The 26,289-nt window shown below is 76.1% G+C and carries 23 protein-coding genes; 12 read left to right on the top strand and 11 right to left on the bottom strand.

The genetic code is table 11. The annotated features are described in order from the left end of the window. Positions 1–134: 134 nt before the first annotated feature. From ACFVHV_RS35860 to ACFVHV_RS35845, 4 genes are all read left to right on the top strand, one after another. A complete protein-coding gene (locus ACFVHV_RS35860; protein ID WP_380357064.1) occupies positions 135–1,628 on the top strand; it encodes an SDR family oxidoreductase in 1,494 nt (497 codons plus the stop codon). A 171-nt stretch (positions 1,629–1,799) separates the two neighbouring features. Then, positions 1,800–2,219: a YciI family protein gene (locus ACFVHV_RS35855; RefSeq protein ID WP_359915086.1), complete on the top strand. Its 420-nt coding sequence runs from the start codon at positions 1,800–1,802 to the stop codon at positions 2,217–2,219. Continuing rightward, complete coding sequence (locus ACFVHV_RS35850) at positions 2,192–3,523, top strand: RNA polymerase sigma factor (protein WP_380357061.1); 1,332 nt, start codon at positions 2,192–2,194, stop codon at positions 3,521–3,523. Before ACFVHV_RS35855 ends, ACFVHV_RS35850 begins: the two co-directional genes overlap by 28 nt. Positions 3,524–3,672: 149 nt before the next feature. Further along, positions 3,673–4,755 carry a hypothetical protein gene (locus tag ACFVHV_RS35845; RefSeq protein WP_359915144.1) on the top strand — a complete coding sequence of 361 codons (1,083 nt, stop codon included), beginning with the start codon at positions 3,673–3,675 and terminating at the stop codon, positions 4,753–4,755. 131 nt (positions 4,756–4,886) lie between these two features. On the opposite strand, the gene ACFVHV_RS35840 is transcribed toward ACFVHV_RS35845, so the two are convergent. The 5 genes from ACFVHV_RS35840 to ACFVHV_RS35820 all read right to left on the bottom strand — a co-directional run bounded on the left by ACFVHV_RS35840 (position 4,887) and on the right by ACFVHV_RS35820 (position 9,877). Beyond that, positions 4,887–7,235, bottom strand: a complete 2,349-nt coding sequence (locus tag ACFVHV_RS35840) for an FtsX-like permease family protein (RefSeq protein ID WP_380357057.1) — start codon at positions 7,233–7,235, stop codon at positions 4,887–4,889. Continuing rightward, positions 7,232–7,918 carry an ABC transporter ATP-binding protein gene (locus tag ACFVHV_RS35835; protein ID WP_359915139.1) on the bottom strand — a complete coding sequence of 229 codons (687 nt, stop codon included), beginning with the start codon at positions 7,916–7,918 and terminating at the stop codon, positions 7,232–7,234. The genes ACFVHV_RS35840 and ACFVHV_RS35835 overlap by 4 nt, the downstream gene beginning before the upstream one ends. Continuing rightward, positions 7,915–8,448, bottom strand: coding sequence for a PadR family transcriptional regulator (locus tag ACFVHV_RS35830; RefSeq protein ID WP_359915136.1), 534 nt, complete (start codon positions 8,446–8,448; stop codon positions 7,915–7,917). The genes ACFVHV_RS35835 and ACFVHV_RS35830 overlap by 4 nt, the downstream gene beginning before the upstream one ends. 143 nt (positions 8,449–8,591) lie before the next feature. Further along, a complete protein-coding gene (locus tag ACFVHV_RS35825) occupies positions 8,592–9,110 on the bottom strand; it encodes a hypothetical protein (protein WP_380357053.1) in 519 nt (172 codons plus the stop codon). 53 nt (positions 9,111–9,163) lie between these two features. Next, a complete protein-coding gene (locus tag ACFVHV_RS35820) occupies positions 9,164–9,877 on the bottom strand; it encodes an aspartate/glutamate racemase family protein (RefSeq protein ID WP_380357051.1) in 714 nt (237 codons plus the stop codon). Between the two features lie 139 nt (positions 9,878–10,016). Between ACFVHV_RS35820 and ACFVHV_RS35815 the strand changes: the two genes are divergently transcribed. Next, on the top strand, positions 10,017–10,319 hold the full coding sequence (locus ACFVHV_RS35815) for a hypothetical protein (RefSeq protein ID WP_359915130.1): 303 nt from the start codon (positions 10,017–10,019) through the stop codon (positions 10,317–10,319). Here the strand turns inward: ACFVHV_RS35815 and ACFVHV_RS35810 are convergent. The 4 genes from ACFVHV_RS35810 to ACFVHV_RS35795 form a co-directional block, all read right to left on the bottom strand. Beyond that, positions 10,306–11,118, bottom strand: a complete 813-nt coding sequence (locus ACFVHV_RS35810) for a maleylpyruvate isomerase family mycothiol-dependent enzyme (protein ID WP_359915127.1) — start codon at positions 11,116–11,118, stop codon at positions 10,306–10,308. The two genes, ACFVHV_RS35815 and ACFVHV_RS35810, sit on opposite strands and share 14 nt — an antisense overlap. A 116-nt stretch (positions 11,119–11,234) precedes the next feature. Beyond that, entirely contained in the window at positions 11,235–12,140 is a 906-nt protein-coding gene (locus ACFVHV_RS35805; protein WP_380357069.1) for an ABC transporter ATP-binding protein, read from the bottom strand. Between the two features lie 44 nt (positions 12,141–12,184). Next, positions 12,185–15,019: a hypothetical protein gene (locus ACFVHV_RS35800; protein WP_380357047.1), complete on the bottom strand. Its 2,835-nt coding sequence runs from the start codon at positions 15,017–15,019 to the stop codon at positions 12,185–12,187. 103 nt (positions 15,020–15,122) lie between these two features. Further along, complete coding sequence (locus ACFVHV_RS35795; RefSeq protein ID WP_380357044.1) at positions 15,123–18,527, bottom strand: FtsX-like permease family protein; 3,405 nt, start codon at positions 18,525–18,527, stop codon at positions 15,123–15,125. A 405-nt stretch (positions 18,528–18,932) separates the two neighbouring features. On the opposite strand from ACFVHV_RS35795, the gene ACFVHV_RS35790 reads away from it, so the two are divergent. After that, positions 18,933–19,943 (top strand): helix-turn-helix domain-containing protein, encoded by a 1,011-nt coding sequence (locus ACFVHV_RS35790; RefSeq protein ID WP_359913208.1) that lies wholly within the window; start codon positions 18,933–18,935, stop codon positions 19,941–19,943. A 266-nt stretch (positions 19,944–20,209) separates the two neighbouring features. Here the strand turns inward: ACFVHV_RS35790 and ACFVHV_RS35785 are convergent, their stop codons facing one another. Continuing rightward, positions 20,210–20,503, bottom strand: coding sequence for a hypothetical protein (locus ACFVHV_RS35785; protein ID WP_359913205.1), 294 nt, complete (start codon positions 20,501–20,503; stop codon positions 20,210–20,212). 375 nt (positions 20,504–20,878) lie between these two features. Between ACFVHV_RS35785 and ACFVHV_RS35780 the strand changes: the two genes are divergently transcribed. From ACFVHV_RS35780 to ACFVHV_RS35755, 6 genes are all read left to right on the top strand, one after another. Next, a complete protein-coding gene (locus tag ACFVHV_RS35780) occupies positions 20,879–21,415 on the top strand; it encodes an EF-hand domain-containing protein (protein WP_359913202.1) in 537 nt (178 codons plus the stop codon). Further along, on the top strand, positions 21,412–22,545 hold the full coding sequence (locus ACFVHV_RS35775; RefSeq protein WP_380357040.1) for an isocitrate/isopropylmalate family dehydrogenase: 1,134 nt from the start codon (positions 21,412–21,414) through the stop codon (positions 22,543–22,545). Before ACFVHV_RS35780 ends, ACFVHV_RS35775 begins: the two co-directional genes overlap by 4 nt. Next, positions 22,542–23,177 carry an isochorismatase family cysteine hydrolase gene (locus tag ACFVHV_RS35770; RefSeq protein WP_359913196.1) on the top strand — a complete coding sequence of 212 codons (636 nt, stop codon included), beginning with the start codon at positions 22,542–22,544 and terminating at the stop codon, positions 23,175–23,177. The genes ACFVHV_RS35775 and ACFVHV_RS35770 overlap by 4 nt, the downstream gene beginning before the upstream one ends. 65 nt (positions 23,178–23,242) lie before the next feature. Beyond that, positions 23,243–24,175: an SAM-dependent methyltransferase gene (locus ACFVHV_RS35765; protein ID WP_380357067.1), complete on the top strand. Its 933-nt coding sequence runs from the start codon at positions 23,243–23,245 to the stop codon at positions 24,173–24,175. Positions 24,176–24,257: 82 nt separating this feature from the next. Next, positions 24,258–24,515: a hypothetical protein gene (locus tag ACFVHV_RS35760; RefSeq protein WP_380357037.1), complete on the top strand. Its 258-nt coding sequence runs from the start codon at positions 24,258–24,260 to the stop codon at positions 24,513–24,515. A gap of 391 nt (positions 24,516–24,906) precedes the next feature. Next, the gene (locus tag ACFVHV_RS35755) at positions 24,907–25,692 is read left to right on the top strand and encodes an MHYT domain-containing protein (RefSeq protein ID WP_359913191.1); all 786 of its coding nucleotides are present in this window, start codon (positions 24,907–24,909) and stop codon (positions 25,690–25,692) included. Between the two features lie 229 nt (positions 25,693–25,921). On the opposite strand, the gene ACFVHV_RS35750 is transcribed toward ACFVHV_RS35755, so the two are convergent. Further along, a partial coding sequence (locus tag ACFVHV_RS35750) for a carbohydrate-binding protein (RefSeq protein WP_380357034.1) occupies positions 25,922–26,289 on the bottom strand: 368 nt, incomplete at its 5' end.

Genomic DNA, 26,289 nt, shown 5'->3' with positions numbered 1-26,289 from the left:
GCCGTGGCCCGGCTCGGGCGACCGCGGGCGCGGCAGCGGGCGCGCCGGGCCTTCCGGTGCGGGAACGTGGAACCGGACGAGGACTTCCCGGCCCGGCGGAAGCCCGCGGGTGCTGCTTCCGGAGAGGAGTCGACATGGATCCGTTGCGGCCCGGCCCGCTGCGCTGCCTGGTGACCGGGGCGACCGGCTACATCGGCGGCCGGCTCGTGCCCGAACTGCTCGCCCGCGGGCACGCCGTGCGCTGCCTGGTGCGCGATCCCCGGCGGCTGCGCGACCAGCCCTGGCGGGCCCGGGTGGAGACCGCCACCGGTGACGTCACCCGCCCGGCCACCCTCGCCGGGGCCTTCGACGGCATCGACGTCGCCTACTACCTCGTCCACTCGCTCGGCACCGGACCGTCCTTCGAGGCGACCGACCGCGACGCCGCCCGCGCCTTCGCGGCGGCCGCGGCGGCCGCCGGCGTCACCCGGATCGTCTACCTCGGCGGCCTCGTCCCCGCCGGGGTGCCCGAGGCGGACCTCTCCCCCCACCTGCGCTCGCGCGCCGAGGTCGGCCGCGTCCTGCGCGCCGGCGGTGTCCCCACGGCCGAACTGCGCGCCGCCGTGATCATCGGCTCCGGCAGCGCCTCCTTCGAGATGCTGCGCCACCTCACCGAACGCCTGCCCGCGATGGTCACCCCGCGCTGGGTGTCCACCCGGATCCAGCCGATCGCCGTCCGGGACGTCCTGCGCTTCCTGGTCGGCGCCGCCCACCTGCCGCCCGGGCTGAACCGCACCTTCGACATCGGCGGCCCCGACGTCCTCACCTACGAGCAGATGATGCAGCGCTACGCCCGCGTCGCCGGGCTGCGCCGGCGCCTCGTCGTCCCCGTGCCGGTCCTCACCCCCCGCCTCTCCAGCTACTGGGTCGGCCTGGTGACCCCGGTGCCGGGGTCCATCGCCCGCCCCCTCGTCGAGTCCCTGCGCCACGAGGTCGTCCGCGGCGAGCACGACATCGCCCGCTGGGTGCCCGACCCGCCGGAAGGCCTGACCGGCTTCGACCAGGCCGTCACGCTCGCCCTGCGCCGGATCAAGGACGCCGACGTCGCCACCCGCTGGTCCTCCGCCTCGCTGCCCGGTGTGCCCAGCGACCCGTTGCCGACCGATCCCGACTGGGCCGGCGGCAGCCTCTACCAGGACGTCCGGGAACGCGTCGTGGCCGCGCCGCCCGCCGCCGTCTGGCGGGTGATCGAGAGCATCGGCGGCGACAACGGCTGGTACTCCTTCCCGCTCGCCTGGGCCGTGCGCGGCCGGCTGGACCGCCTGGTCGGCGGCGTCGGACTGCGCCGGGGCCGCCGCGACCCGGCCCGGCTGCGGGTCGGGGACTCCCTGGACTTCTGGCGCGTCGAGGAGATCGAACCCGGCCGGCTGCTGCGCCTGCGGGCCGAGATGCGCCTGCCCGGGCCGGCCTGGCTCGAACTCTCCGTCGCACCGGACGGGGACCGCGGGACCCGGTACCGGCAGCGGGCCCTGTTCCACCCGCACGGCCTGGCCGGACACGCGTACTGGTGGGCCGCCGCGCCGTTCCACACCGTGGTGTTCGGGGGCATGGCCCGCAACATCACCGAACGCGCCCGCCGGCAGCCCTGATCCGGCCGGACGCCGGCCGGGCCCCGGCTCCCCGGCGTGCGGCGCGGGCCCCCGTCGCAAAGAAACACGAAGAAAATGATCCTGGTCCGTCCACCGTGTCGATCCGCGGCCGCGCCGTTCGACCTGGGACCGGAAGGGTCGAGAGGCGACCCCCGAACGAGGAGGCCGGAGATGGCGAAGTACATGCTGATCATGCGGGGCACCGACGAGTCCGTCGCGAAGATGATGGAGACGCCGTTCGAGGAGATGCTCGAAACGGTGGGCCGTTTCAACGAGGAGCTGATCCGGGCGGGCGTGCTCGTCGCCGCCGAGGGGCTGGACGACCCCTCGCAGGGCGTGGTGGTGGACTTCGGCGGGGAGACCCCGGTGGTCACCGACGGACCGTACGGCGAGACGAAGGAGCTGTTCGGCGGCTTCTACCTGATCGATGTCGCCTCGAAGGAGGAGGCCGTCGAGTGGGCCAAGCGCCTCCCGGCGCTGCCCGGCTCGAAGTGCGAGGTCCGCCGCGTGCCGGGCATCGAGGAGTTCCCGCAGGACAACGAGTGGATCGTCAAGGAGCGGGCGTGGCGCGAGCGGACCGGCCAGCTGTGACAGCCGGGGCCACCGACGGCCCGCCGGTCGCCGAGTCGGCGCGGCGGGCCGTCGAGGCCGTCTGGCGGATCGAGTCCGCACGGATCGTCGGGGCGCTGGCCCGCTACACCGGGGACTTCGCGCTGGCCGAGGACGTCGCGCAGGAGGCGCTGGCGGAGGCACTCGTCACCTGGACGCGCGACGGTGCGCCGGCCAACCCGGTGGGCTGGCTGCTGGCGACCGCGCGGCGGCGGGCCATCGACGCCTTCCGCCGCGGGTCGGCCCTCGACGAGCGGTACGCCGTGCTCGCCGGCCGGCTCGCCGACGGCCAGTCCAGCTCGGGCGCGGACGGCCCGCCCGGGCCGCCCGACGATCTGCCCTGGGACCCGGACCGGGTCGACGACGACGTCCTGTCCCTCATGTTCGTCGCGTGCCACCCGGTGCTGTCGCCCGAGGCCAAGGTGGCACTCACGCTGCGCGTGGTGGGCGGCCTGTCCAGCGAGGAGATCGCCCGCGCCTTCCTCGTGCCGGTACCGACCGTGCAGGCCCGCATCACCCGGGCGAAGAAGACGATCGCCGCCGCCCGCGTGCCGTTCGAGCTGCCGCCACCCGAGGAACGGCCGGGGCGGCTCGGCGCCGTCCTGAGCGTCCTGTACGTGGTCTTCACGGAGGGCTCGACGGCGACGGCCGGCGACCACCTGCTGCGCCCCGACCTCGCCTACGAGGCCGTACGGCTGGCCCGGGTCCTGGCCGCCCTGCTGCCCGGGGAGCCCGAGGTGCACGGCCAGCTCGCGCTGTTCGAGCTCACCGCCGCGCGCTTCCCGGCCCGCACCGGGCCCGACGGCGAGGCGGTGCTCCTGGAGGACCAGGACCGGCGCCGGTGGGACCGCTCCGCGATCCGGCGCGGTCTGGCCGCGCTCGGCCGCGCCGCCGCCCTCGGGCGGGGCCTCGGACCGTACGGTCTGCAGGCCTCGATCGCCGCCTGCCACGCGACGGCGCCCTCGGTGCCGGAGACCGACTGGGACCGCATCGTGCTCCTGTACGAGGCGCTCGGCCGGGTGGCCCCCTCCCCCGTCGTCGACCTCAACCGCGCGGTGGCGGTCGCGATGGCGGGCGGACCGCGGGAGGCGCTGTCCATCGTCGACGACCTGGCCGCCACCGGCCGCCTGTCCGGGTCGCACCTGCTCCCCGGCGTGCGCGGCGAACTGCTGCTCCGCCTCGACCGCACCGCCGAGGCCCGTGCCGAGCTGGAACTCGCCGCCCGCCTGTGCCGCAACTCCCGCGAGCGGTCGGTGCTGCTGCGCAAGGCGGCCGCGCTGGGGTGACGTCCGCCGGCCCGGCCGCCCTCCCCCGCCAGCGCCACCGCCGGCGGCCGCGGCCGCGGCCGGCGGAATTTCTGCTTCCCCTTGCTCTCCTGGCTCTGGTATGACAGCACCTGGCCCGATCGGGGCCACCTGAACAGGGGGATTCTGTCGTGCTGAGGACCACCCGCCGACGCCGGGTACGCGTCGCTTCGCTGCTGGCCGCCTCGGTGGCGCTCGCCACCGTGATGACGGCCGCGCCGGCCGGGGCCGCGCCCCGCTCGACCGGGAGCGACGCCGCCCCGACGGCCGGGCTGAACCTGATGCTGCGCGCCGATCCGTGGAAGGTCGTCCAGACCCGCCGGGCACCGGACGGCACCTGGGACGCCGCCAGGGAGATCCCGCAGTTCGGCGGCTTCCGGTACTGGACGACCGTCGTCGACTCCGGGCGGCTGCGGCTGTTCGGGCTCCGGAGCTCCGGCCCGATGAGCGTGCAGTTCGTCCAGTCGACGCAGCAGCCCGACGGCAGCTGGTCCGCGCCGACCCCGATGCGGGGCCTGGCGGAACTGCCCGTCTCCAGCGAGTACTTCCAGCTCGGCACGGCCGGCGCGGCCATGGTGGACGGCCGGGTCCAGCTGGCGGCGGTCGACCCCTCGGGCCGGCTCGTCCACACCGTCGAGAACCCGGACGGGAGCTGGCAGCCCTGGGGAGCGATCAGCGCCCCTCCGGGACTCGGCTCGGACAAGTACTTCAGCCTGGCGACGGCCGAGGTGAACGGCGAACTGCACATCGTGGCCACCATGTGGAACGACGGCAGCGTGCTCCACACCATCCGGCACGCGGACGGCACCTGGGCCGGCTGGGGCAACATCATGGGCGCGGCCGGGACCCCCTCCCCCTGGGGCTGGCCGCACGACGTGGTCGCGGTGGGCATCAACGGCGCGCTGCAGGTCGCCGTGGTGAACAACAGCCAGATCGCCGTCTACCACACGATCCGCAACTCCGACGGGAACTGGGCCGGTTGGGGGCCCATCGGCCAGCAGATCCTCACCCAGCCCTTCTACGTGTGCGGCGCCGACGGCGCCAATGTGAACAACGAGCTGCAGCTGCTCTTCGAGACCTGCGCCAACAACGGCTCGCTCTACCACACCATCCGTCACGCGAACGGCAGTTGGGACCGGGCCGGCTACGTCCAGAGCGCCGTCGACCTCTCCCCCTGGCGGCCCGTCGCGGACGGATCGGCCGTCGGCGGCTGACCGTCCCGGGCCGCCTCCCCGGCCGTCTCCCGTGCCGCCGTCCCCCGTGCCGCCGTCTCCCGCCCCGGCGCGGGAGACGGCCCCTCGCGGGGACCGGCCGGGGTGCGTCGGGGCGCCGCGCGGGATCCGGGCTACTCGTAGCGCAGCGCGTCGGGCCGCATCAGCCGCAGGAGTCGCGGCAGTCCGAGGGCGGTGGTGAGGAGGACCGCGCCGGCCGCGATTCCCGACATGGCCAGCATCGAGCCCCAGTCCACGTTCCACGGGACGCCCGCCGCGTACTGCAGCACAGCCCCCATCAGCAGGCCGCCGACGGCCGCCAGTACCAGGCCCAGGGCCATCGGGAGCAGCGTCTGCCAGAGCACCGACAGGCCCAGGACGCGGCGGCGGGTGCCGACGGCGTTCAGCACGCCGAGCACGCGGCGCTGTTCCCGGAAGCGCTCCAGTTGGCCGACCAGCAGGCTGAGGGAGACCAGCAGGAGGGTGATCGCCGATCCCGCCGTCAGCAGGCGCTTGACCGCGAGGTAGGTGGGGTCGAGCGTGTTGTCGAGCGGGAACCCGGTGCGGGCCTGCGGGTCGATCGCCATCACGGCGGTGGTCAGCTGCTCCTCGGGGTCCGTCAGGCCGTCGGCGAGCGACACCAGGACGGTCGCCGGCTGTCCGCGCAGCGCCTCGGCCGGCACGGCGGCGGGGGTGAGCAGCAGCAGGCCGGATCCGAGCCGCCCGTTGGGGTCCGCGCCCTCGACGGCGGTGACGGTGGCCGTCACGGCGGGCAGCGGGAAGGGGGCCGGCTCGCCGGCGCCCCGGAAGTAGGCGGCGTGGACGGTCGTCCCGGGCCGGACCGGTTCGGCGCCCGGCCGCCCGGCCGGGCCCTGGACCGCGAAGGCGTCGCCGTCCTTGCAGTCGGGCAGGGTCGCGAAGCCGCGCAGCACCGTGCAGGAGGCGATCCGGACCGAGGGCAGCTGCCAGGACCTGGCCGTCCCGCTCTCCAGGGAGAACTCGGTGTACGCCGCGGTGGCCTTGACCCCGGCGCTGAGCGCCAGGCGTTCGGCGATGCCGTCGGCGGTGGGCGCGCCGCCGGGGAAGGACACCGACTGCTGGTACGGCCCGGCGGCGGGCACGCCCCGGGTGATGCCCTCGTACTGTGTGCTGATGCCGAGGAAGAGCGTCTGCAGGGCGATCGCCCCGGCGATCGCCACCACGACGCCGCTGACCGCCGCGGCGGCCGGTCCCGAGCCCAACTGCAGGCGGCGGGTTGCCAGTTGCCAGGAAAGCCCGCCGCCGCCGGCCCGTCGGGCGACGGCCTCCACCAGCCACGGCAGGAGGGTGCAGAGGCCGATCAGCGTCAGCATCACGCCGGCCGCCACGAGGAGCGATCCGCGCGTGCCGTTCACCGGGTCGAAGAGCGCGAGGGCGAACACCGTCAGGGCCAGGCCGGCCAGCGGCAGCATCAGGCGCCATCCGATCCGGCGGCGGCCGGGGCCGGAGCGGCGGACCACGCCGAGCGGGTCGACGGTCGCCCGGCGCATCGCGAGCAGGGTGACGCCGATGCCCATGAGCGGCACGACCACGGCGATCGCGGCGGCGACGGCGGGCTGCGGTGCGACGTCCTCGGGGTAGAAGCTGAATCCGGCGAGCCGGATCCGTCCGATCGCCTGTCGGCCGATCAGGAAGAGCGCCGCGCCGGCGGCCAGGCCCAGCACCGCGCCCACCAGGGACTCCCCGGCGGCGATCCGGGCGGTCATCCGGCGGTCCGCGCCGCCGAGCCGCAGGGCGGCGAGCCGGCGGTCGCGCCGTTCGCCGCCGAAGCGCGCGGCGGCGGCGAGGAAGACCCCGACCGGGGCCAGCATCACCGTCAGGCCCACGGCGTTGAGCAGGATCAGCTTCGGGTCCATGGATTTGGGCGGTGAGAAGTGGCCGAACCCGGTGATCCGGACGGCGCCGGTGTCCACCGAGAGGCGGTCGCCGCCGAGCACGAAGTCGGCCTGGCCGGGTCCGAGCAGCCCGGCCGGGCCGATGGTGCCGACCACGGGGTGGGGCAGGCGCTCGCGCAGCAGCTGGTTGGCGGGGTCCTTCAGCAGGTCGGCCAGGGCCGGGGAGACGGCCATCTCGCCGGGCTTCGGGTAGGCGGCCACCCCGGGCGGCAGCGCCGCGTTCGGGCCCTCGGGCTGGACGATCCGGCCGCGCACGGGCGTGCCGTGGAAGGTGGTGTCGGCGACGGCCACGAGGACCGTCCGGTCGCCGGGGGCGGGCAGGTCCTCGTCCCGGAAGGTGTCGTTCTGCGTGTACAGGCGCTGGTCGCGGTGGTGCACGATGCCGGGGAAGGAGGCGGTGAAGAGCAGCAGGGCCACTCCCAGGCCGACGCCGCAGGCGGTGAGCAGCAGTCGGCCCCAGCCGTCCTGTCCGCTGGTGACGGCCAGTCGGGCGCCGAGGGCGAGCTGGTCCAGGGCGGGCCGGCGGACCTTCGGGTCGGCGGCGCTCACCGGGCGCCCGCCAGGTCGCGGGTGCGGCCGTCGCGGACGACGACCTCGCGGTCCGCGTAGGCGGCGACCCGCGTCTCGTGGGTGACCAGGAGGACGGCCGCGCCGGTCTCGCGCGCGGCGAGGGTCAGCAGCTTCATGACGCGTTCGCCGTTGAGGGTGTCGAGGGCGCCGGTCGGCTCGTCGGCGAACACCGCCTTGGGGCCGGTGATCAGGGCGCGGGCGGCCCCCACCCGCTGGCCCTGGCCGCCGGACACCTCGCCGGGGCGCTTGGCGGCGACGTCGGCGACCTCCAGTCGTTCCAGCCACTCGCCGGCGCGGGCCTCGGCGGCCTTGCGGCGCATGCCGTTCAGGCGCAGCGGCAGTGCGACGTTCTCCAGGCAGGAGAGTTCCGGGACGAGCTGGCCGAACTGGAACAGGAAGCCGAATTCGGTGCGCCGCAGGGCGCTGAGCTCGGCGTCGGTGCAGGTGGTGAGGTCACGGCCCTGGTAGCCGATGGTGCCGCGGTCGGGGCGGGTGATGCCGGCGAGGCAGTGCAGCAGGGTGGACTTCCCCGAGCCGGAGGGGCCCATGACGGCGACGAGTTCGCCGGCGGCGACGGTGAGCGAGGCGCCGGCGAGGGCCGGGGTGAGGCCGAAGGACTTGTGCAGGTCCTGGGCGGTGAGCAGGGGTCCGGCGCTGGTCAACGTGGGGTCTCCGTGAGGCGGGCGGTGAGGTCGTCGAGGCGGGCGGCGGTCAGTTCCAGCCAGCGCAGGTCGGCCTCCAGGTGGAACAGCGCGTGGTCGCAGATCAGTTCGTCGGCGAGGTCGCCGGCGAGCTTGCGGCGGGTCAGTTCGCGCATGGTCCGCAGGTGTTCGGCCCGCTGGGTGTCCAGGACGTCGGCGGCGGAGCGTCCGGTCAGGATGGCGAGCACGACCTTGTGGTAGAGGGTGCTCTGCAGGTACGGCTGCGGGTCCTCGGGCTGGTTGAGCCAGTCGGCGAGGTCGGTGACTCCGGCGTCGGTGATCGCGTACCGCTTGCGGTCCGGGCCGCCGCCGGCCTCCACGCCCTCCACGACGACCAGGCCGTTCTTCAGCAGCCGGGAGAGCGTCGCGTACACCTGCCCGTAGTGCAGGGAGCGGTCGCGCCCGAAGTGCTCGTCGTAGAGGCGTTTGATGTCGTATCCGTGGCGGGGCTGGGCTTCCAGGAACCCGAGGAGCATCTGTCCGAGTGACATGATCAAGGACTATACACACCATGTATACATGGTGTGTATAGCAAGGCGGGCCCCGGCGGCGGGCCCCGGCGGCGGGGCCGGGGGAACCGGCCGCACCCGCGAGGGCTGCGGCCGGCGGGCGGGCTGTTCCCGTCCCCGGTCGGTCAGGCGTCCGGCTGGGTGACCGTCAGCCCCCAGTGCACGTCGGGAGCCGACGCCTTCACCCCGACGTGGAAGGACCGGCCCTGCTCGGCCGTCACCACCGCCGAGCCCCTGTCGACGGCCTCGGCCGGACAGGGCACGGTGAACTCCACCGGGGTGGTGTCGCCGTAGTACGGCGTGAAGGTGACCCGCACCTCGCCCGCGCCGCCGCTGCCGCCCCGGCAGCCGACCGTCACGGTGACGGGTGGACCGGCCGCGTACGCGCCGCCGGTGACCGCCCCGCCGTCACCGATCCAGTCCGGGATCCAGATCAGCCCCTCCTGCCCGGGGTAGGGCAGGATCTCGCCCGTCCCCGGCGTCCCGTACCCGATCTCCCCGATCTCCCCGGCCTGTCCGATCTCCCCGGCCTGTCCGATCTCCCCGGCCTGTCCGGCCTGTCCGGCGGACGCCGGGACCGCCGTCACCGCGATCGCCGCCACCGCCGCGACCGCCGTCGTCCAGGCGAAACTCGCACGCTTCATGGTCATCCCCTCCGTGGTGCCGGGCCCGGGCGTCCCGACGCACCCGCACAGTGTCATCCGGCACCGACAGCGCCGCCTGAGTACGGATACTCAGGCGCCGCCTGCGCGGGCCGTGACACCGCGGCGGCGGCAGCGGCGCGCAGCCCGAGGGCCGGGCTGGACAGGACCGGTACCGCGGTCGCGGTCCGCTGCACGGCGTCCGCCATGGACGCCTGGGCGAGGACGACGGCGTCCGCGTCGACCACGGCATCGACGGCGGTGGCGATCGCCGTCAGGTAGCCGGCGCGGTCACCGCTCTCGAACCGCTCCCAGGCACCGTCGACCACCGTGGCCGTCACCGTGACCGGCCGGCCGGATCGGGCGGCCTCCTCGTCGACGAGGGCCGTGGTCGGGCCCAGGGTGCCGGGCAGTGCGGCGATCACGGCGATGCGTGTCGCCGCTCGGCCGCCGCCGGGCGCGACGGCGACGGCGGCCGCCGCCATCGGACGGTCGACGCGCAGCACGGGCACTCCCAGCGCCGCGGCCCGGGCCTCCGCGACGCCCCCGATCGTCGAACAGGTGCACAGCACCGCCGCGGCCCCGGCGGCGATCGCCGGGGCGAGAACCCGGTCGATGTCCCCCGCGACGGCCTCCGGCCCCTCCGCCAGGGCCCTGGCCAGCAGCCCCTGCGACACGACGTGCCGCAGGGACAGCCCGGGGTGCTCGCGGTCGCGGAGCGCGTCGAAGACCGGGACGTGGACCGGGGAGGTGTGGAGCAGCGCCAGCATGCGCGCGATGCTAGCGGCCCCGGCGGCCGGGCCCCGCCGCCGGGAGGGCGCCGGGGGCGGGGGTGTCAGGGGTGGGGGTGGCTGGGCCGGATGCCACGGTGCGGGTGCAGCGGACGGGTCGGGCGGCGAGGTTGTGGAGATGGACACCGTCATCGTGCTCGAACCCGATACGCCGACCAATGTGCGGATCCTCGGCCCCGACCGCGGGCCGGCGGACCCCGGGAACCCGGTGCGTCTGGCGCACTGCGCCCCCGCGGAGGCCTCCGGCGCCTGCGGCCCCCTGACGCTGTGCGGCCTGAGCACCTCCGACATGACCCTGGCCCCTCGCCGCTCCCCCGCGCCCGGCGGGCCCCAGTGGAACGCCTGCGGGGCGTGCCGCGAGGCCGAGGGGGGCGCGGTGGCCGCCGGTGCCGGGCCGGCGCGCGGGTTCAGGGGGCTGTGAACAGTCCGGGGAAGGACGGGGCCAGCCAGGGCCGGCGGCCCCAGGCGAGCACCTTGCCGCGGGCGATGGCGCCGGCGGTGGAGCAGCGGCCCAGGGCGAGGAGGAAGAACGCCACCGGCTCGACGAGGATCGTGCAGTCGGGGCGCCGGGGCGGCTCCTGGCTGACCGCGACGGCGCCGTCGGTGAAGGTGACCGCGAATCCGCCCGCGCCGCGCAGCCGCAGCCGGTAGCAGGCGCTGTGGCCGGCCGCGGTGCGGGCGTCCGCCACCAGGGGCATGGCCGTTCGCAGGAACGGCATGGTCAGCCCGACGCGTTGCCGGTCGATCGGGTGGGGCCGGCCGAGCGCGACGGCGACGTCGTAGAGGTGGGCCAGCATGTGGGTCAGCAGGTAGGCGCCGAGGGTGTCCAGATCCATCGGGCCGAGCGGGGTCAGCATCGGCTCGGTGCCCGTGCGCGGGCCGGCCGCCGCCGCGAACTCCCCTGCCTGGCGGGCGATTTCCTCGGCGAGTACGGCCGGGTCGCGTTCGGGTCGCGCGGCCAGCGAGACCTCGTTGGCCGCGGCCAGCGCGCCCGGGGTGCCGTCCCCGTACGGGCGTTCCTCCCCGGCGGCGAGGGCGGCCATCAGTTCGTTGGCCATCGCGAGGTGGGCGGCGGCCTCGGCGACCGTCCACTCGGCGCCGGGGATGCGGATGTCGCCGCGGCAGTCGGCGAGCAGGGGGACGGCTTCGTCGCCGACCGCGGTGACGGCCTGGAGGAGCGCTGTGCGTGTGGCGGAGGGAGAGTGTTGGGGGAACGTCATGGTGGTGAGACTGGTCGACTCCCGCACCGCTGTCCAGCTCCCTGACAGGGCCGGGGGAACGGGTGTTCCTGTCGGTCGGCGGGCGGGCGGACGGCGGGTCAGGCGGCGGGCGGAGGTCAGCCGCCGTCCGCGGTGGGTCCGGCGCCCGGCGGGCGGTCGTGGTCGGGCCACACGGTGATGTGGTCGTGTTCGAGGACCAGTCGCACGCGGTGCGCCAGGCCGAGGGATTCCGTGAAGTCGCGCGGCAGTTGGAGCCGGCCGACCCGGTCCAGCACCGTGTACTCGACGGGTGCGCCGTCACCGTCGCCGTCGGCGGCCGCAGGGCCCCGCAGCACTTCGGTGGAGGTGCGCCCGTCGCGGATCCGTACCGTGCGGCGGACCTGGTCGGCCACCAGGGCGTCGTGGGTGACGATCAGGACGGTGGTGCCCAGTTCGCTGTTGGCGGTGCGCAGGGCGGTGAAGATCTCCTGCGAGGTGGCGGTGTCCAGTTCGCCGGTGGGTTCGTCGGCGAGCAGCAGGCGGGGTTCGTTGGCGAGGGCGACGGCGATGGCCACCCGCTGCTGTTCGCCGCCGGAGAGCGCGGCGGGGGTGCGGTCGGCCGCCTGGGCGATGCCCATCAGGTCGAGCAGTTCGGTGGCTCGGGCGGCGCGGCGGCGGCGCGGTACGCCGGCGTAGCCCATGGGCAGTTGGACGTTCTCGCGGGCGGTCAGGTAGGGCAGCAGGTTGGCGGCGGTCTGCTGCTGGATCGTTCCGACGGTGCGGCGGCGGTAGGCGGTGCGTTCGCGCCGCTTGAGCGCGCCCAGGTCGGTGCCGTCGACGGTGGCGGTGCCGGCGCTGGGGGTGTCCAGGCCGGCGAGGATGCCGAGCAGGGTGGATTTGCCGGAGCCGGAGGCCCCGACCAGGGCGGTCAGTTCGCCCTCGCGCACGGTCAGGTCGAGTCCTTGCAGGGCCTGGACCTCGACGCCGCCGCGGGCGGTGGTGCCGGTGCGGTAGATCCGTACGAGGCTCTCGCAGTGGACCATGGGCCGGTCGGTCCCGGCGGCGGGTCGTTCGTTCTCACGGGTGGTCACAGGGCCTCCCCCAGTCGTAGGACGGCGCCCAGGGCGCGGCGGCGGGCGATCGCCGTCTCCAGGGCGCCGGCCGCCGTCACCAGCACGGTCAGGGCGAGGCCGAGCGCCGTGGTGGTGGTCCAGTCGGTGTGTGCGGCGGGTTCGAAGGGCGCTCCGGTGAGCGCTTGCAGCCGCAGGCCGGGGCCGAGTGCCCCGGGCAGCAGCAGGCCCAGGGCGGTGCCGCCGGCCGCGGCGGTGAGCAGCAGCGGCAGCGGGTGCAGCAGTTGCAGGGCGAGTACCGAGCGGCCGGTGAGCCCCAGGGTGCGCAGGTAGGAGGTGACGCGGGCGCGTTCGGTGGCGCTGAGGAGGAGGTCCAGGACGAAGGCGCCGAGGGCGAGCAGCAGGGCGAGTGCGGTGGTGACCTGGAAGGCGAGCTGGACCGAGCGGACCAGTCCGTCGGTGCGCAGGGCCTCGAACTCCGCGGCGTGGTCGAGCAGTTCGACCCGCGGGCCGGTCCTGCCGGTGGGGGCGAGCTGCGGGGTGGCCGCGGTGCGCACGGCGGCCCGGTCCAGCGGTGGGGCGCCGGCGGCCGGGTGGAGCAGGAGTGCGGAGGGGTGGCCGGGCTGTGCGGGCAGGCGTTGTGCGGAGGGGCCGGTGAACAGCAGCAGGGCGCCGGGGCGCGGCCCGTTGCCGAGGACCGGTCCGAGGACCGGGTCGCGCAGGGCGTCCTCGGACAGGGCGCCGATCACGTGGACCAGGACGCGGCTGGTGCCCAGGGCGGACAGTTCGAAGGTGCCGTCGGGGAAGCGGGCGGCCAGGGCGGGGTCGGCCAGGGCGGTGAGCACCGGTTCGGCGCCGTTCTCGCCGGTCTGCCGCACCGGTGCGTCGGCCCCGTCGGCGGCCAGCAGGGCGCGGGCGAGCGGGGAGGAGGGGCGGGCGGCGGACAGGGCGGCGGCGTCCAGTCCGACGAGTTGGGCGCCGGGGAAGGTGGTGCCGTCGTCCTGCGAGGTGAGTTCGCCGCTCGCGCCGGCGACGGTCACCTGGTGGCCGACGGTGGGGACGTGGGAGAGGTCCTCGGGCAGTCGGTCGCGCGGTCCGACCAGGGCGAGCGGTGCTCCGCCGGTGCGCCAGTCGGCGCTCTGGGCGCGGCTGTCGGTGACGGTGCGCGAGATCCCGGCGCCGAAGACGCCGTAGCCCATGGCCAGCGTCAGGACCAGCAGGGCGAGTGCGGCCGTGCCGGTGTGCCGGCCGGCCTGGGCGAGTGCCACCAGCGGGACCGGGCCGCGCGAGCGGCGCGCCCAGTGGGCGGCCCGGCGCAGCAGCGGGGGCAGCAGGCGGAGCAGGACGAGCGCCGCGACCAGGGCGAGCAGGACCGGGGTCAGGGCGAGCGGGAGGTCGAGGCCGGAGCCGGCGAGGGCGCCGCGGGTGCGCAGCGCGGTCAGCGCGCCCGCGGCCAGCAGCAGGGCCAGGGCTTCCAGGACGAGGCGGCGCGAGCGTGCCGGGGGCCGGGTGCGCGGGGCGGTGGTGAGCAGGGTGGCGGCCGGTGCGCACCAGACCAGCAGGGCGGCGACGGCCGCCGGCAGGGCGGATCCCAGGGCGGTGCCCTGGGGCGTGGTGGCGCGGGCGATCGCCCAGCCCGCGGCGGCGCCGGTGCCGACCGCGACCGCGGCCTCGGCCAGCAGGCGGCCGGCGATCCCGGCGGTCCCGGCGCCGCGGGAGAGCTGGAGGGCGATGGCGCCGGCCCGGCGGCGGGCGCCGAGCCGTGCGGTGGCGACGGCGGTGGCCACGACCACGGCGAGCAGTCCGACGAGCGCGAAGCCCTGGAGCTGTTGGGCGCGTCCGCGTTGGGCGGCGTAGGCGTCCAGTTCGGGCGTGAGCCGGTCGGTGACGGCGATCTTGGGCACGATCTGGCCGGCGAGTGTGCAGAGGCCGCCGGTTTCGTCCCCGCAGCGCTGGGCGGTGTCGGCGGCACGCAGCCCGGCGAGGGCGGCGCGCAGTTCGGCGGTCCCCGTGGCGGTGGCGGCGGGCCCGGACCGGTCGGTGGCCACGGGCAGGTCCCAGGCCAGTTCGAGCGGTACGGTGCCGCGGCCCGCGACCTGTTCGATCCCTTCGGCGCTGGTGAGGAGTTGGCCGACCAGTTGCTGGCCGGTCTCGGCCGGGACGGTCCAGGGGGCGACGAGCATCGGGAACTGCTGCCAGAGGCGGTCGGCGCCGTGGTCGGTGCGGAAGACGCCGACCAGGAGCACCGGGGTGGACCAGCCGGTGCCGGCCAGGCCGAATCGCTGACCCGTCGTCAGGCCGAGGCGGTCCCTGGTAACTTCGGAGACCGCGACCTCGACGGCGGGCGGCCGTCCGGGCGGGTCCGTCGGGTCGGGTGCGGGTTGCCGGGGTGCGCGGCCCTGGACGTACTCGACCGGGCCGTGGGCGTCGTCGGGCTGGGCGTGGACCAGGCTGAGCCCCGGGGGCCGGCCGTAGGGGGTGGGGACTCCGGGCCCTTGCGCCGCGGCGGAGGGGGCGCTCACGCGGCCCTTCGGTGTGCCGAGCGCGGCGGCCAGTCGCGGTCCGGCGGCGGCGCGCACCGCGTGGCCGGCCTGGTCGAGGTCGCGGTCGAGTGCGCCGGGGGCGATCCGGGGCCTGGACGGCAGCGGGACGGTGGTGGACGTGGCGGTGATCAGCGGGCCGGACAGCTGGGCGCGGGCGACCCGGTCCGCGAGCGCGCCGGCGGCGAGGCGGTCGAAGCGCGGCGGCCAGCTCAGCGGGATCGCCGTGAGCAGGACGGAGAGCAGCGCCAGCCCGGCCGCCACCGGCCAGGCGATCCGCGCCTCCCGTCGGATCAGGCGCAGTGTCAGCATGCGGGGCTCCCGCCGTCGAAGCGTCCGTTGCGGGGCGGGGTGCCGGGTGCGGTGCCGGGCCCGGGGGCGCGCCCGCTGCCGGGCCGCCGTCCTGGCGTCGGGCTCATCCGTCCTCCCCCGCGCGCAGGGCCCGGACCAGGTCGACCCTGGCCAGCAGCCGGGTGAGGACCAGGACCGTGAGGGCCAGCAGCAGGCCGCTGGCGAGCGTGGTGAGCGCGGCGGCTGGCCGGCCCGGGGCGGTGGCCAGGGCAGGGAAGACCGGGCCGGAGCTGTCGTCGAGCACGGTGAGCGGCAGCAGCAGGGCCGTCAGGAGCAGGCCCAGCAGGCCGCCGAGCAGCACCGGGGGCACCGTCACCGCCACCTGTTCGGCGCGCAGCATCGCCGTCAGTTCGCCGGTCCGTGCGCCCAGTGCGCGCAGTACGGCGAACTCCCGTTGCCGGGAGCGGGCCGCGCCGACCGCGTGCAGGGTCAGGGCGGTCACCGCGAAGAGCGGGGCGGTGGCCATGACCAGCAGCCAGGCGCAGCGCAGTCCGGCCCGGAACGGGTCGTCGGCCAGGTCGGCGGCGAGCCGCTGTGCGCTCTGGGCGCGGCCGAACGCGCTGTGGCCGTCGACGGCGGCCCAGGTGGCGGCGGGGTCGTCGCTGGCCAGCCACCAGTGGGTGTCGACGGGCGGCGGCGCGCCGGTGAGCGCGCGGTTGGCGGCGAGCGCGGGCAGGTCCAGCAGCAGGTGGCCCTGGCCGCGGCCGTAGCCGGGCAGGGCGTCGACCTCCCCGGTGATGCGGACCTTCTGGTCGCTGTCGCGGTCGCGGTCCCAGGTGAGCCGGATGGTGTCGCCGACCTTGGCGTTCACCGCGTCGAGCAGGGTGCGGTCGGCGATCGCGGACAGGACGGGCGGGGCGCTCCCGTCCGGGGTGCCGGTCGGGGTGCGCACGGCGAGGTACGTGTCCAGGGCGGCCGGGTCCAGGGCGTTCGCGGGGTTCTGGGAGCGCAGCACCGCGTGCAGGAGGCCGGGTCCGCGGCTGTGCCAGGTGCAGGCGGTGGCCCGGTCGTCCTGGGCGCCGCCGTCGAGCACCGAGGCGGGCCGGGCGTCCGGGGCCGGGTCGCCGGTGGGGCAGCCGAGTGCGGTGGGGCTGACGAAGGGCGCGCCGGAGCGGACCCAGGACCGGTCCGGTCCGAGGGCGAGGTCGGTTCGCCGGTCGCCGGTGACGGCGCTGATCCGTGGCAGGTCCAGCTCCAGGGTGGTGCGCCGGGCCAGGGGGCCGGGGAAGCGGACGCCGACGCGGGCGAGGGTCAGCGGGTAGCTGCGCCGGCCGCCGTCGGCCAGGTTCACGGTCAGCGGGTGGGGGCGGCCGTCGGCCGTCAGCGGGAGGGTCAGCTGCTCGGTCAGCCCGTCGGCGTCCTGGATCCACAGCAGCAGGCTCGGGCCCTGGTCCGGCGGTGCGGGGTCGGCGGTGGCCTGGACGGTCAGCTCCAGGGCGGTGGGCTCGCCGGGGATCGCGAGCCCCTGGGCGGGCGCGGCGGTCAGCGGGGCCAGCAGCGCCGGTGCCGGGCGGTCGGCCTGGTCGGGGCGCAGGGCCGGCAGGGCGCCGGAGGCCGCGGCGGCGGCGGTGTCGACGGCGACCGTCCGGACCACGGCGCTGCCCACGTAGGCCGACTGGTCGGCGACCGGGGTGAGGGCCGTGACGCCCGGCAGCGCGGCCAGCGCGCTGTGCCGCTGCGCCGCCGCACCGGTCACCCCGGACAGCCGCAGGTCGGCGCCGACGGTGAAGGCGGCCCGGTCGCGGTCGCCGGCCGGAAGTGCGGCCAGGACCCCGGCGGCCAGGCCGGAGCAGGCCACGGCCAGGAGCGTGACCAGGACCGGGACCGCCTGGCGGCCGGCGTCGCGGCTCAGCCGCCAGGCGCCCAGTGGCGCGACCAGGCCGCGGGAGCGGGCGGCCGCCCGTTCCAGCAGCCGTCCGGCCGGCGGCAGCACCCGCAGCGCCAGCACCGCGCCGGCCACCGCCATCGCCGCCGGGGCGAGCACCAGGACCGGGTCGACCCCGGTGTCGAAGCCAGCACCCGCGCCGGGCACCACCACGCCCTGGTAGTGGCGCAGTTGGAGGAAGCCGAGGACCGCCACGGCGAGCAGCGCCAGGTCCGCTCCGGCCCGCTGCAGGCCCGGCCGAAGCGGGCGGCGCCGGCGCAGCGCCTGCCGGGCGTGGGGGTCCCAGGCCTGCCGGGCGAGCGGCAGCAGCAGGGCCGTGCCGTGCACCGCGAGCGCGAACCCGGCGGCCCACCAGGCGGTTCGGCCGTCGGCCGCGGTCAGGCCGTGCGCCCCGGCGCCGCGCAGGACGGCGGCGAGCAGCGGCTCGACCAGCAGCAGCCCGCAGGCCGCCGCCGGCACGGCGGCCACCGCCCACTCGCCGGCCGCCACCGCGAGCAGCCGCGCCAGGCCGGCTCCCCGGGAACGCTGGAGCGCCTGCTCGACGGCGACCGCGTCGGCCAGCCGACGGGCCGTCAGAACCAGGACCACCGAGGCGAGTACGGCGAGCAGGGCGAGCGGAACAGCGATCTCGGCCCTGGCGGCCAGGGCCGGCACCGCCTGGCCGTCGACCGCGGCGGGCAGCGCGCTGCGCACCCTGGTGTCGGCCAGGGGCGGGGCTGCGCCGCGGTAGACCGAGCGGGCGGTGTCGGAGCCGGCGAGGACGGCCACCCGGTCGCGCAGCGCGGCGAGTTCGGGCAGGCTCGACCGGCCGGTGTCGGGCAGGGCCAGCCACACGGCCTGGGTGCGGCTGCCGAACGTGGGCAGGGCCGTCAGCTGGGCGCCGTCGGCCAGCAGCAGGGCGCGGTCCGCGCCGTCGGCGCCGGCCAGGCCGTTCCAGAAGGCGTCGGCGGCCGAGTCGGGGCGGTAGACGCCGGTCACGGTGAGCGTGAGCGGGCCGCCGGTGGCGGGGTCCGGGACGACCGCGGTGCTGCCGCTCGCCAGGCCGAGGCGGTCGGCGACGGTCTCGGGGAGGGCGACGCGCAGGGCGTTCCCGGGGGCGTTCCCGGGGGCGTCGGCGGGGGCGGCGGAGGACGCGGCGGGGGACGCGGTGGCGGTGGCGGCGTCCGGCCAACTGCCGCTGCTCAACCGGGCGTAGCGGCCCGGGTCGGGCAGTGCCACCGGGAGCCCGGGCAGCCCGGTTTCGGTGGCCTGCCGGCGCGCGGCGAGCGGCAGCGGCAGGTCCACGGCGATACCGGCCCGCAGCGCGGTCTCGGAGCGGAAGGGGACGCCGGCCATCGCCCGGACCAGTGCCGCGTGCACCGCCCGGTCGGCCGCGGGCAGGCCCTGCGCCGTCCAGCGCGCGGACACCTCCACCGAGCGGCCGGCGTCGGCGGCGAGGCGCTGGCGCACCCCGGCCGCGGCGGCCGACTGCGCCAGCCCGGCCACCGCGGCCAGCACCGCCGTCGCCACCAGGATGCTCACGGCCACGGCCGCCAGCACCGCACCGTGCCGCCCGATCCGGCGCCCGACCCCCGCCAGCACCATCCGCCACTCCCCTCGGCGCCCTCCGCTCGACTCCGGGGCGCACGTCACGGGACCACTTGCGGCCCAGAGCTGAGGTTCTATCACAACGAACCATCAGTGGTCTGTACCAATCAGGTCACGGTCCTTCCCGTACAACCCGAACCGCCCCCGCCGTGTCGAACTGCCGCGAGGAGGAGGAACGACGGGGCGGGGCGGCAGCCACGCCGCCGGACGCCGAGGAGTCCGTCAAGTGCGGGGCCGCGGGGGGGACCTGCCGGCCCGACAGGGTAAATCGCGTGAGAGAGGACGGAGTTGTCCGTGGGGGTGGAAGTGTCCATGGGGGTGGAAGTTTCCGTGGGGGTGGAAGTTTCCGTGGGGGTGGAAGTTTCCGTGGGGGTGGAAGTTTCCGTGGGGGTGGAAGTTTCCGTGGGAACGGAGAGCACGGCCGGGGGCGACGGTCCGTCGGCGGAGGAGCGTTTCGAGCACTGGCGGGACCTGGTCGGACGGACGCGGGTCTGCGACGCGACCAGCGCGCACGTCGACAGCTTCACGGCGCAGGTGCGTCGGGTCGAGCTGGGGCCGGTGGCGCTGCTGGGGACGTCGTTCCCGTCGGCGAGGTTCCGGCGGACCGAGCGCATGGTGCGCCAGTCGGACGAGGAGCTGTACCACCTGACGCTGCTGACGGCCGGCGGCCAGGCCCTGAGCCGCGCCGACGACCAGCGGGAGACGATCGGGGTCGGGGACCTGACGATCGTCGACAGCTCGCACCCGTACGACGTGCGGTGCTTCGGCGCCGGCGACCCCGGCCAGGAGCGGTTCGGGGCCGCCGGCGTGGGCGTCGACCTGCCCGCCTCGCTGCTGCCGGTGCCCCCGGACCGGCTGCGCGACCTGCTCGGGCGCGGGCTGTCCCGGCGGGAGGGGACGGGGGCGCTGCTGGCGGAGTTCCTCCTCGGCCTGGACGGCCGGGCCGCCGAGCTGACACCGGCGGAGGCGTGCCGCCTCGGGACGGTCGTGGTCGACCTGGTGGGGGCCTGGATCGCCGGGGAGCTCGACGCCGTGAACGCGCTTCCGCAGGACTCCCGGCAGCGGACCGTGGTGGAGAGCGTCCGGGCCTTCGTCCGGCACCACCTCCACGACCCCGGCCTGACCCCGCCGGTGGTCGCCGCCGCCCACCACATCTCCGTCAGCCACCTGCACCGGCTGTTCACCCGGCACTCCCAGGGCGAGACCCTCGCCGCGTTCATCCGCGGCCAGCGGCTGCGCAAGGCCCACCGCGACCTCGCCGACCCCGCCCTGCACGCCCTGTCGATCCAGGGCGTCGCCGCACGCTGCGGCATCCCCGGCGCCTGCGAGTTCAGCCGCGCGTTCAAGGCGGCGTACGGCCTCTCGCCCCGCGAGCACCGGCAGCGGGCGCTGTCGGCGGCGGCGCGGGAGTAGCCGCGGGGCGCGGGACGGGCGCCCGGCCCGCGGGCGGTGACCGCTGCCGGGCGGCACGGCACGGTCGCCCGAACTCTCCCCGGACTCCGCCGAGTTCGGGGAGAGTTCGGAGACCGGGGATCATGGGCCGCGCACGTCGGCGGCCCTCGACGCGGACTGCCGGGATCCCCGCACGGCGGGAATCCCGGCAGTCCTCCAGGGCTCCCTGGTGGCTGGGGGCGGCTTCTCGGCCTGCGGGCCACTCAGGGGCGAACGGTCCGGGCCGGTCAGGCCAGGGAAACCGACCCGCGGTAGAGCGAGGAACCCACGCTGGTGCAGTACGCGTAGCTCCAGGAGCCGCCACCGACCCGGCGCAGGTCTCCGTACACGGTCTGGCCGCTGTTGCACAGGGCGACGGCCCGGAAGTAGGTGGCGCCCTCGGAGCAGTACGCACCGAACGTGTTGCTGTCGCTCCAGGTGGAACAGGAAGTGTTCGTCGTGGTCGCCGACGCCGGCGTGGCGGCAGCGATTCCGAGCGTGAGCGAGGCCGCGGCGACGGCCGTTGCCGCGAATTTGCGCATCTTGAGCATCGAATTCCCCTCCCGGACAGGGCAGTCCGCTTTCGGGCGAAGGCGGCTGCGTCGTGAACGAGGCTAGAACGGCGCACTCCCCGGTGAACGGTTCCGCGCGGGCGAGCGGACGCGGTGCCAAGAGCCTGCGACGCTGTGCACAATCACGGACGGATTCCCCCGGGACGGCCCGGTCGGGGGCGCGCGGGTCAGCCTCACTACCTGTCCAGCCGACCGGGGCGTCATGCGCGAGGGGGCGCATTGCCCCCGATCGGGTGGTCCGGCCGTGCTTCGCGCGCCGGTGGCCCGGGCGGGGCCGGATAGTGGAGCGGTCGCCGAGGCACGGGCCCGGCGTCCCTTCGTCCGGGAAACCCGAGGTGTACCGCCATGCCCACGTCCGCAGCCACCGACCGTGTCGGGCTCGTGTTCTCACTGTTCGACGCCGACGGGAACGGTGTCCTCGAACCCGCCGACTTCGACCTGATGGGCAGCCGCGTCGTCGCGGCGCTCCCCCGGGCCGGCGAGGACGCCAAGAACCGGCTGCTCGACGCCCTGCGGCACTACTGGCACACGCTGGTGACCGAGCTGGACACCGACGGCGACGGGCGGATCAGCCCCGAGGAGTTCACCGCCGTGGTGCTGGACCCGCAGCGCTTCGACGCCACCATCGACGAGTTCGCCCGCGCGCTGTCCACGCTGGGCGACCCGGACGGCGACGGCCTGGTCACCCGCCCGGACTTCCTCGCCCTGATGACCGCGATCGGGTTCGACGACCGGAACATCACGGCGCTGTTCGACGCGTTCGGCCCGGTGGACGGCGACCGCGTCCCGGTCGCGGTCTGGGCGGAGGGCATCCGCGACTACTACCGCCCCGAGAAGACCGGCATCCCCGGCGACCACCTGGTTCCCGGGGCGGCCCGGTGACCCCGGTCGCCCACCAGGGCGCCGGCCCGGTGCCGGCGCCCGCCGCCGGGCGGCCCGCGGTCGGGCTGGCGGTGGGCCGGGGCACCGGCCCGGAGCTCGCCGCCGTCTTCGAACGCGTCCTGCGGGTGCTCACCGCCGACCACCCGACGGGGGTGCGGATCGTGCGCTCCCCGCGCCTGTACCACTCCTACGTCTCGCTGCGCGCGCACGGCGGCCCCGCCGACGTCCAGGAGCTGACCGGGCAGGACGCGGAGCACTACGAGCGGTTCTGCCGCGACCTGGCCGCCGGCGGCACCACCGCGGTCTTCCGCACCGCGATCAACGCCCAGTCCCTGTACCTGGTGCGCCGTCGCCTGTGCGCCGTCAAGGTGGACCTGTTACGGGCCGGAGAAACGTCCCTGCTGCTCGTCCGCGACCAGGCCCAGGGCTTCTACACCGGGGAGAACCTGCACACCCCGGGAGCGGTCACCCGCACCCTGTCCTTCAGCCGGGAGACCACCGGGACCGTCGTGCGCCACGCCCTGGAGCGGGCCCGGCGCGAATGGCCCGACGGGCGGATCGACCGCATCGTCATGGCCTACAAGTTCCACCTCCTGGACGGCGCGTTCGACACCTGGGTCGCCGGGATCGCCGAGCGGTTGGGCGTACGGATCGAGGTGTTCCAGCCCGACACCGTCAACCGCAACCTGATCACCCACGGCCTGCCGGAGCGCACGCTGCTGATCGCCGGGAACGAGTGGGCGGACATCATGCACGTGGTCCTGCTGGACCGCTTCGGCGCCCAGCGGCAGGAGAACCGCTGCACGGAGAACGTCTGCCTCGACCCCGGCGCGGCCGGGCTGGTCGAGTACCAGACCGTGCACGGCTCCGCCGACGACCTGGCCGGGCGCGACCTGGTCAACCCGGTGGCCACGGTCCGCGCCGCCGCCCTGGTCGCCGAGCGGCACGCCGGCGTCCCCGGCGCCGTCCGGGCGGTCGAGGCCGCCCTCACCGCCCTGGACGACAAGGACGTGCGCACCCCGGACCTCGACGGCCGGCACTCCACCACCGCGGTGGTCGACGCGCTGGTCGACGTCCTCGACCCGCCCGGTGCCGCCGCGGGTTCCACGGCCCTGGTGGGCGAGCCGTGACCGGCCCGGCGGGAACCGCCCTGGTGGTGGTGGACCTGCAGAACGACTTCTGCGCCGGGCCGGTGGCCCGGGCCCGTTTCGGCGGCGACGGCGCCGTCCTGGAGGCCGTGGTCGCCAACAGCGTCCGGGCGGTGGACCGGGCCCGGCGCGCGGGCGTGGAGGTGGTGTTCGTCCGCTTCCTCGGCGACACCGTCCACCAGGGCGCGGCCTGGCGCGCGCGGGACCGGCGCCTCGGCAAGGAGCCGAAGTGCCTGGAGGGCACCTGGGGGGCGGAGTTCCACGGGGTGGCCCCGGCGCCGGGCGAACGGGTCTTCACCAAACGGGCCCGTTTCGACGCCTTCCTCGGCGAGGGCCCGGGCGAGGACCTGGAGGAGCACCTGCGCGCGGGCGGCACCGGGCACCTCGTGCTCGCCGGGCTCTACGCCGACGTCTGCGTGGACTCCACCGCCCGCACCGCCTTCCAGAAGGGCTTCCACCTCACCGTCCTGACGGACTGCACCACCTCCCTGCACCTGCCCTGCGACGACGTCCTGCGGTTCATGCGCGTCCTGTACGGCGCCCGCACCACCACCGGAGACGACCCCGCGGCCTGGACGGCGCCCGCGCACGAGGAGGAACCGTGCACGCCGTAGCCGCGCAGGCCGTGGCCGGGCACGCCGAAGCCGGGCGGGCCACCGCCGCGGCCCCGGCCCGCGGCGTGGCCTCCGGGGTGGGCCGTACCGCCCTGCTGGTGGCGGCCGCCCGCGCCGTCGAGACCCACCGCCCCGACGCCCTGGCCCGCGACCCGCTCGCCGAGCTCTTCGTCCGCGCCGCCCCCGCCTCGGCGCACTGGCCGCTGCGCCCCGAGCAGGTCCCCGGCGGGGAGGCCGACCCGCTGTGGGGGCGCCTCGGGCGCTACTTCGGGCTGCGCACCCGGGTCCTGGACGACCACCTGCTGGCCGCCGTACGGGGCGGCGCCCGCCAGATCGTCCTGCTGGGCGCGGGCCTGGACTCCCGGGCCTACCGGCTCGACTGGCCGCCCGGCTGCGTCCTCCACGAGATCGACACCGACGAGGTGCTGGCCTTCAAACGGACCGTCCTCGACGCGGCCGGCGCGGCTCCCGCCGCCGAGCGCCGCCCCCTGGCCGCCGACCTGCGCGCCGACTGGGCCGGGCCGCTGCTGGCGGGCGGCTTCGACCCGGCGGCGCCGACCGCGTGGCTCGCCGAGGGGCTGCTGCTCTACCTCCCCGCCGAGGCCGAGCGGCGCCTGATGGCCACCGTGCACCGGCTCAGCGCGCCCGGCAGCACCCTCGCCTACGAGCTCAAGGACGTGGCCGCCGAGCCGCCGGCCGTGCGCACGTCCCCCGTGTACGTCGCGGCCCGGCAGCGGCTCGGCATCGACCTGCGCGCCCTCTTCGACGCCGACCCCCGCCCCGACTCCGCCGCCCGACTCACCCGCCGGGGCTGGACGGTGACCGTGCGCAGCCCGTACGACTTCACCGCCGTGCACGGCCGCGGCCCGCTGCCGGAGCCGAACGACGCGCTGGCGGCCAACCGCTGGGTCTTCGCCGCCCGCCCGGGGCCGTCGGGAGGCGGGGAGGCCCCGGGCGCCGGTCCGCGCAGGCGGCCGCCCGTTCCGGGGCCCCGGTAGGGGCGGGCCTTCGAACGCCGTCGCCGGCCGGTGCGGGCCCGCCGGCGCGGACCGCCCGGGCCCGCACGGGAGAATGGGCCGGGTGACCAGCACTCAGCCGCTCCCCCGGGGCCTCACCGCCCTGATCCCCGTCGCCCCCGCACCGGCCACGCCCGGTGAGCGGGCGGCCTCCCAGCTCCTCCATCTGCGCAGCGTGGAGGTGCCCCTGCCGCTCCTGGTGGCCGCCGCGGAGCTGATCGCCCCGCAGCTGGAGAGCGAGGACCCGGTCACCCGCGAGGCCGCCGAGGCCGTCCAGGCCCGCCTGCGGGCCGTCATCGCGCAGGCCGCGCTCGGGCGGTAGCGGGCGGCCCCGTCCCCGGCGCGCCGCGGGCCGGATTTCCCGCGCGGGTGAATTCCGCGGCGTTTTCCGTGCACCCCGCCGTTCGGCGGGGGCACCCCCGCCGTCGGACGGAATTGTTCAAGGTGTTTCACAAAAGGGAAATTGACGCCCCCATCGCGAAAACGGCCTGACCCGGCGCAATGTCGATCATGAACCACCGCCATCGGCGGATTCCCCTGAAAACCCCTCAGCAATTCCGCCGGCCGCCGATTTCGCGGAATCAAATTGATCGCTATACGATCCATCGGGAATCGGATCCTGATCCCCCGCCGGAACGGCAACCCCACAGCCGCCGGCGCCCCGGGCAGGAGAGCACTCCGCCCCCCTCCGCAAGAACGCACCCCAGGTGGCCATGCATCCCCACACCGCCCACATCGACGGGTTCCACTACGGCTGGATCAACCCGCTCCTGTCCTACCTCATCGCCTGCACCGGCGCGGCGCTCGGACTGCGCTGCACCGTACGGGCCCTGACCCTGCCGCCGGCCCGCCGCCTGGGGTGGCTGCTGCTGTCCGCGGTCGAACTCGGCTGCGGCATCTGGACCATGCACTTCATGGCGATGATGGGCTTCGCCGTCACCGGCTCGACCGTCGTCTACCGCGTCCCCGAGACCCTCGGCAGCCTGCTGCTGGCCGTCGTGGTCGTCGGCGCCGGCGTCCTGTACGTCGGCTACCGCCGCAGGACGACGGCGTCCCTGCTGATCGGCGGCACCGTCACCGGCTGCGGTGTCGCGGCCATGCACTACCTCGGCATGTCCGCCATGCAGGTCGAGGGCGAGGTCTCCTACGACCCCGTGCTGGTGGCCGTCTCCATCGCCATCGCCGTGGCCGCCGCCACCGCGGCGCTGTGGATGACCCTCAACATCACCGGCTTCGCGGCCTCGCTGGCCGCCTCCCTCGTCGCCGGGGTCGCGGTCACCGCCATGCACTACACCGGGATGGCCGCCGTCTCCGTCCGACTGGACGAGCGGTTCCGGGCCGACGGCCTGCCCGCCTCCCAGTTCGTCGTGCCGCTGGCCGTCGCCATCATGGCCGTCATCGCGATCGGCGGGTTCGTCCTCACCCTCTCCCCGCCGGAACCGGTCGACACCCCGGCCCGGGAGCCGCTGCGCGTCAAGCTCTTCGACCGCAGCACCTGACCGACCGCAGCAACCGACCGACCGCCGCGCCGTGGGCACGGCGCGCCGACGCGCCCCGGGGGCGGCCCACTGTCCAGGCCGCCCCCGGGGCTTCGGTGCGCACCGCGGCATCCCGGGGCCCTCTCCCCGGGACCCCTCCGGCATCCGTCGGCGCGCACGGCCGCGCCGAGGTCCGTCCCCCTCGACGGGCCGCGGCGCAGCGGCTTCACGGGGTGTCAGCGCGAGCCGGTCACACCTGCTGCCAGAGCGCGGGGACGTTCGGCGGCTCCCAGCCGACCAGGGCGGTGTGGCCCTGGAGGCAGCGGTAGCCGACGCCGTTGTAGGTCACGACGTCGCCCGCCTGATAGGTGGTGCCGGCGGTCCAGGTGCCGCCGGGGTTGGGCGAGTCCTTGCCCACCGTCAGGCTGTACTGGGCGGTGTGGGTGGTGGTGCCGGCGGTGCCGGTGACGGTGATCTGGTAGGTCCCGTTCGCCGCGCTCGCGGAGGCGTTCAGGGTGAGGGTGGCGGAGGAGCCGGCCTGGACCGAGGAGGGGTTGAAGCTCGCGGTGACGCCGGACGGCAGGCCGGAGGCGGTCAGGGCGACGGTCTGGGCGGTGC

The organism is Kitasatospora sp. NPDC127116 (genome assembly GCF_042677365.1).
Taxonomy (GTDB): domain Bacteria; phylum Actinomycetota; class Actinomycetes; order Streptomycetales; family Streptomycetaceae; genus Kitasatospora; species Kitasatospora lactacystinica.
The sequence above is the reverse complement of the archived record's forward strand: the minus strand, read 5'-3'. Positions and strand labels throughout refer to the sequence as shown.

Coding starts and splice junctions, on each gene's coding strand:
- ACFVHV_RS35860 (WP_380357064.1), top strand. CDS start 135: ATGGATCCGTTGCGGCCCGGCCCGCTGCGCTGCCTGGTGACCGGGGCG.
- ACFVHV_RS35855 (WP_359915086.1), top strand. CDS start 1,800: ATGGCGAAGTACATGCTGATCATGCGGGGCACCGACGAGTCCGTCGCG.
- ACFVHV_RS35830 (WP_359915136.1), bottom strand. CDS start 8,448: ATGTCACTCGGACAGATGCTCCTCGGGTTCCTGGAAGCCCAGCCCCGC.
- ACFVHV_RS35825 (WP_380357053.1), bottom strand. CDS start 9,110: ATGAAGCGTGCGAGTTTCGCCTGGACGACGGCGGTCGCGGCGGTGGCG.
- ACFVHV_RS35820 (WP_380357051.1), bottom strand. CDS start 9,877: ATGCTGGCGCTGCTCCACACCTCCCCGGTCCACGTCCCGGTCTTCGAC.
- ACFVHV_RS35815 (WP_359915130.1), top strand. CDS start 10,017: ATGGACACCGTCATCGTGCTCGAACCCGATACGCCGACCAATGTGCGG.
- ACFVHV_RS35810 (WP_359915127.1), bottom strand. CDS start 11,118: ATGACGTTCCCCCAACACTCTCCCTCCGCCACACGCACAGCGCTCCTC.
- ACFVHV_RS35805 (WP_380357069.1), bottom strand. CDS start 12,140: ATGGTCCACTGCGAGAGCCTCGTACGGATCTACCGCACCGGCACCACC.
- ACFVHV_RS35800 (WP_380357047.1), bottom strand. CDS start 15,019: ATGCTGACACTGCGCCTGATCCGACGGGAGGCGCGGATCGCCTGGCCG.
- ACFVHV_RS35795 (WP_380357044.1), bottom strand. CDS start 18,527: ATGGTGCTGGCGGGGGTCGGGCGCCGGATCGGGCGGCACGGTGCGGTG.
- ACFVHV_RS35785 (WP_359913205.1), bottom strand. CDS start 20,503: ATGCGCAAATTCGCGGCAACGGCCGTCGCCGCGGCCTCGCTCACGCTC.
- ACFVHV_RS35780 (WP_359913202.1), top strand. CDS start 20,879: ATGCCCACGTCCGCAGCCACCGACCGTGTCGGGCTCGTGTTCTCACTG.
- ACFVHV_RS35755 (WP_359913191.1), top strand. CDS start 24,907: ATGCATCCCCACACCGCCCACATCGACGGGTTCCACTACGGCTGGATC.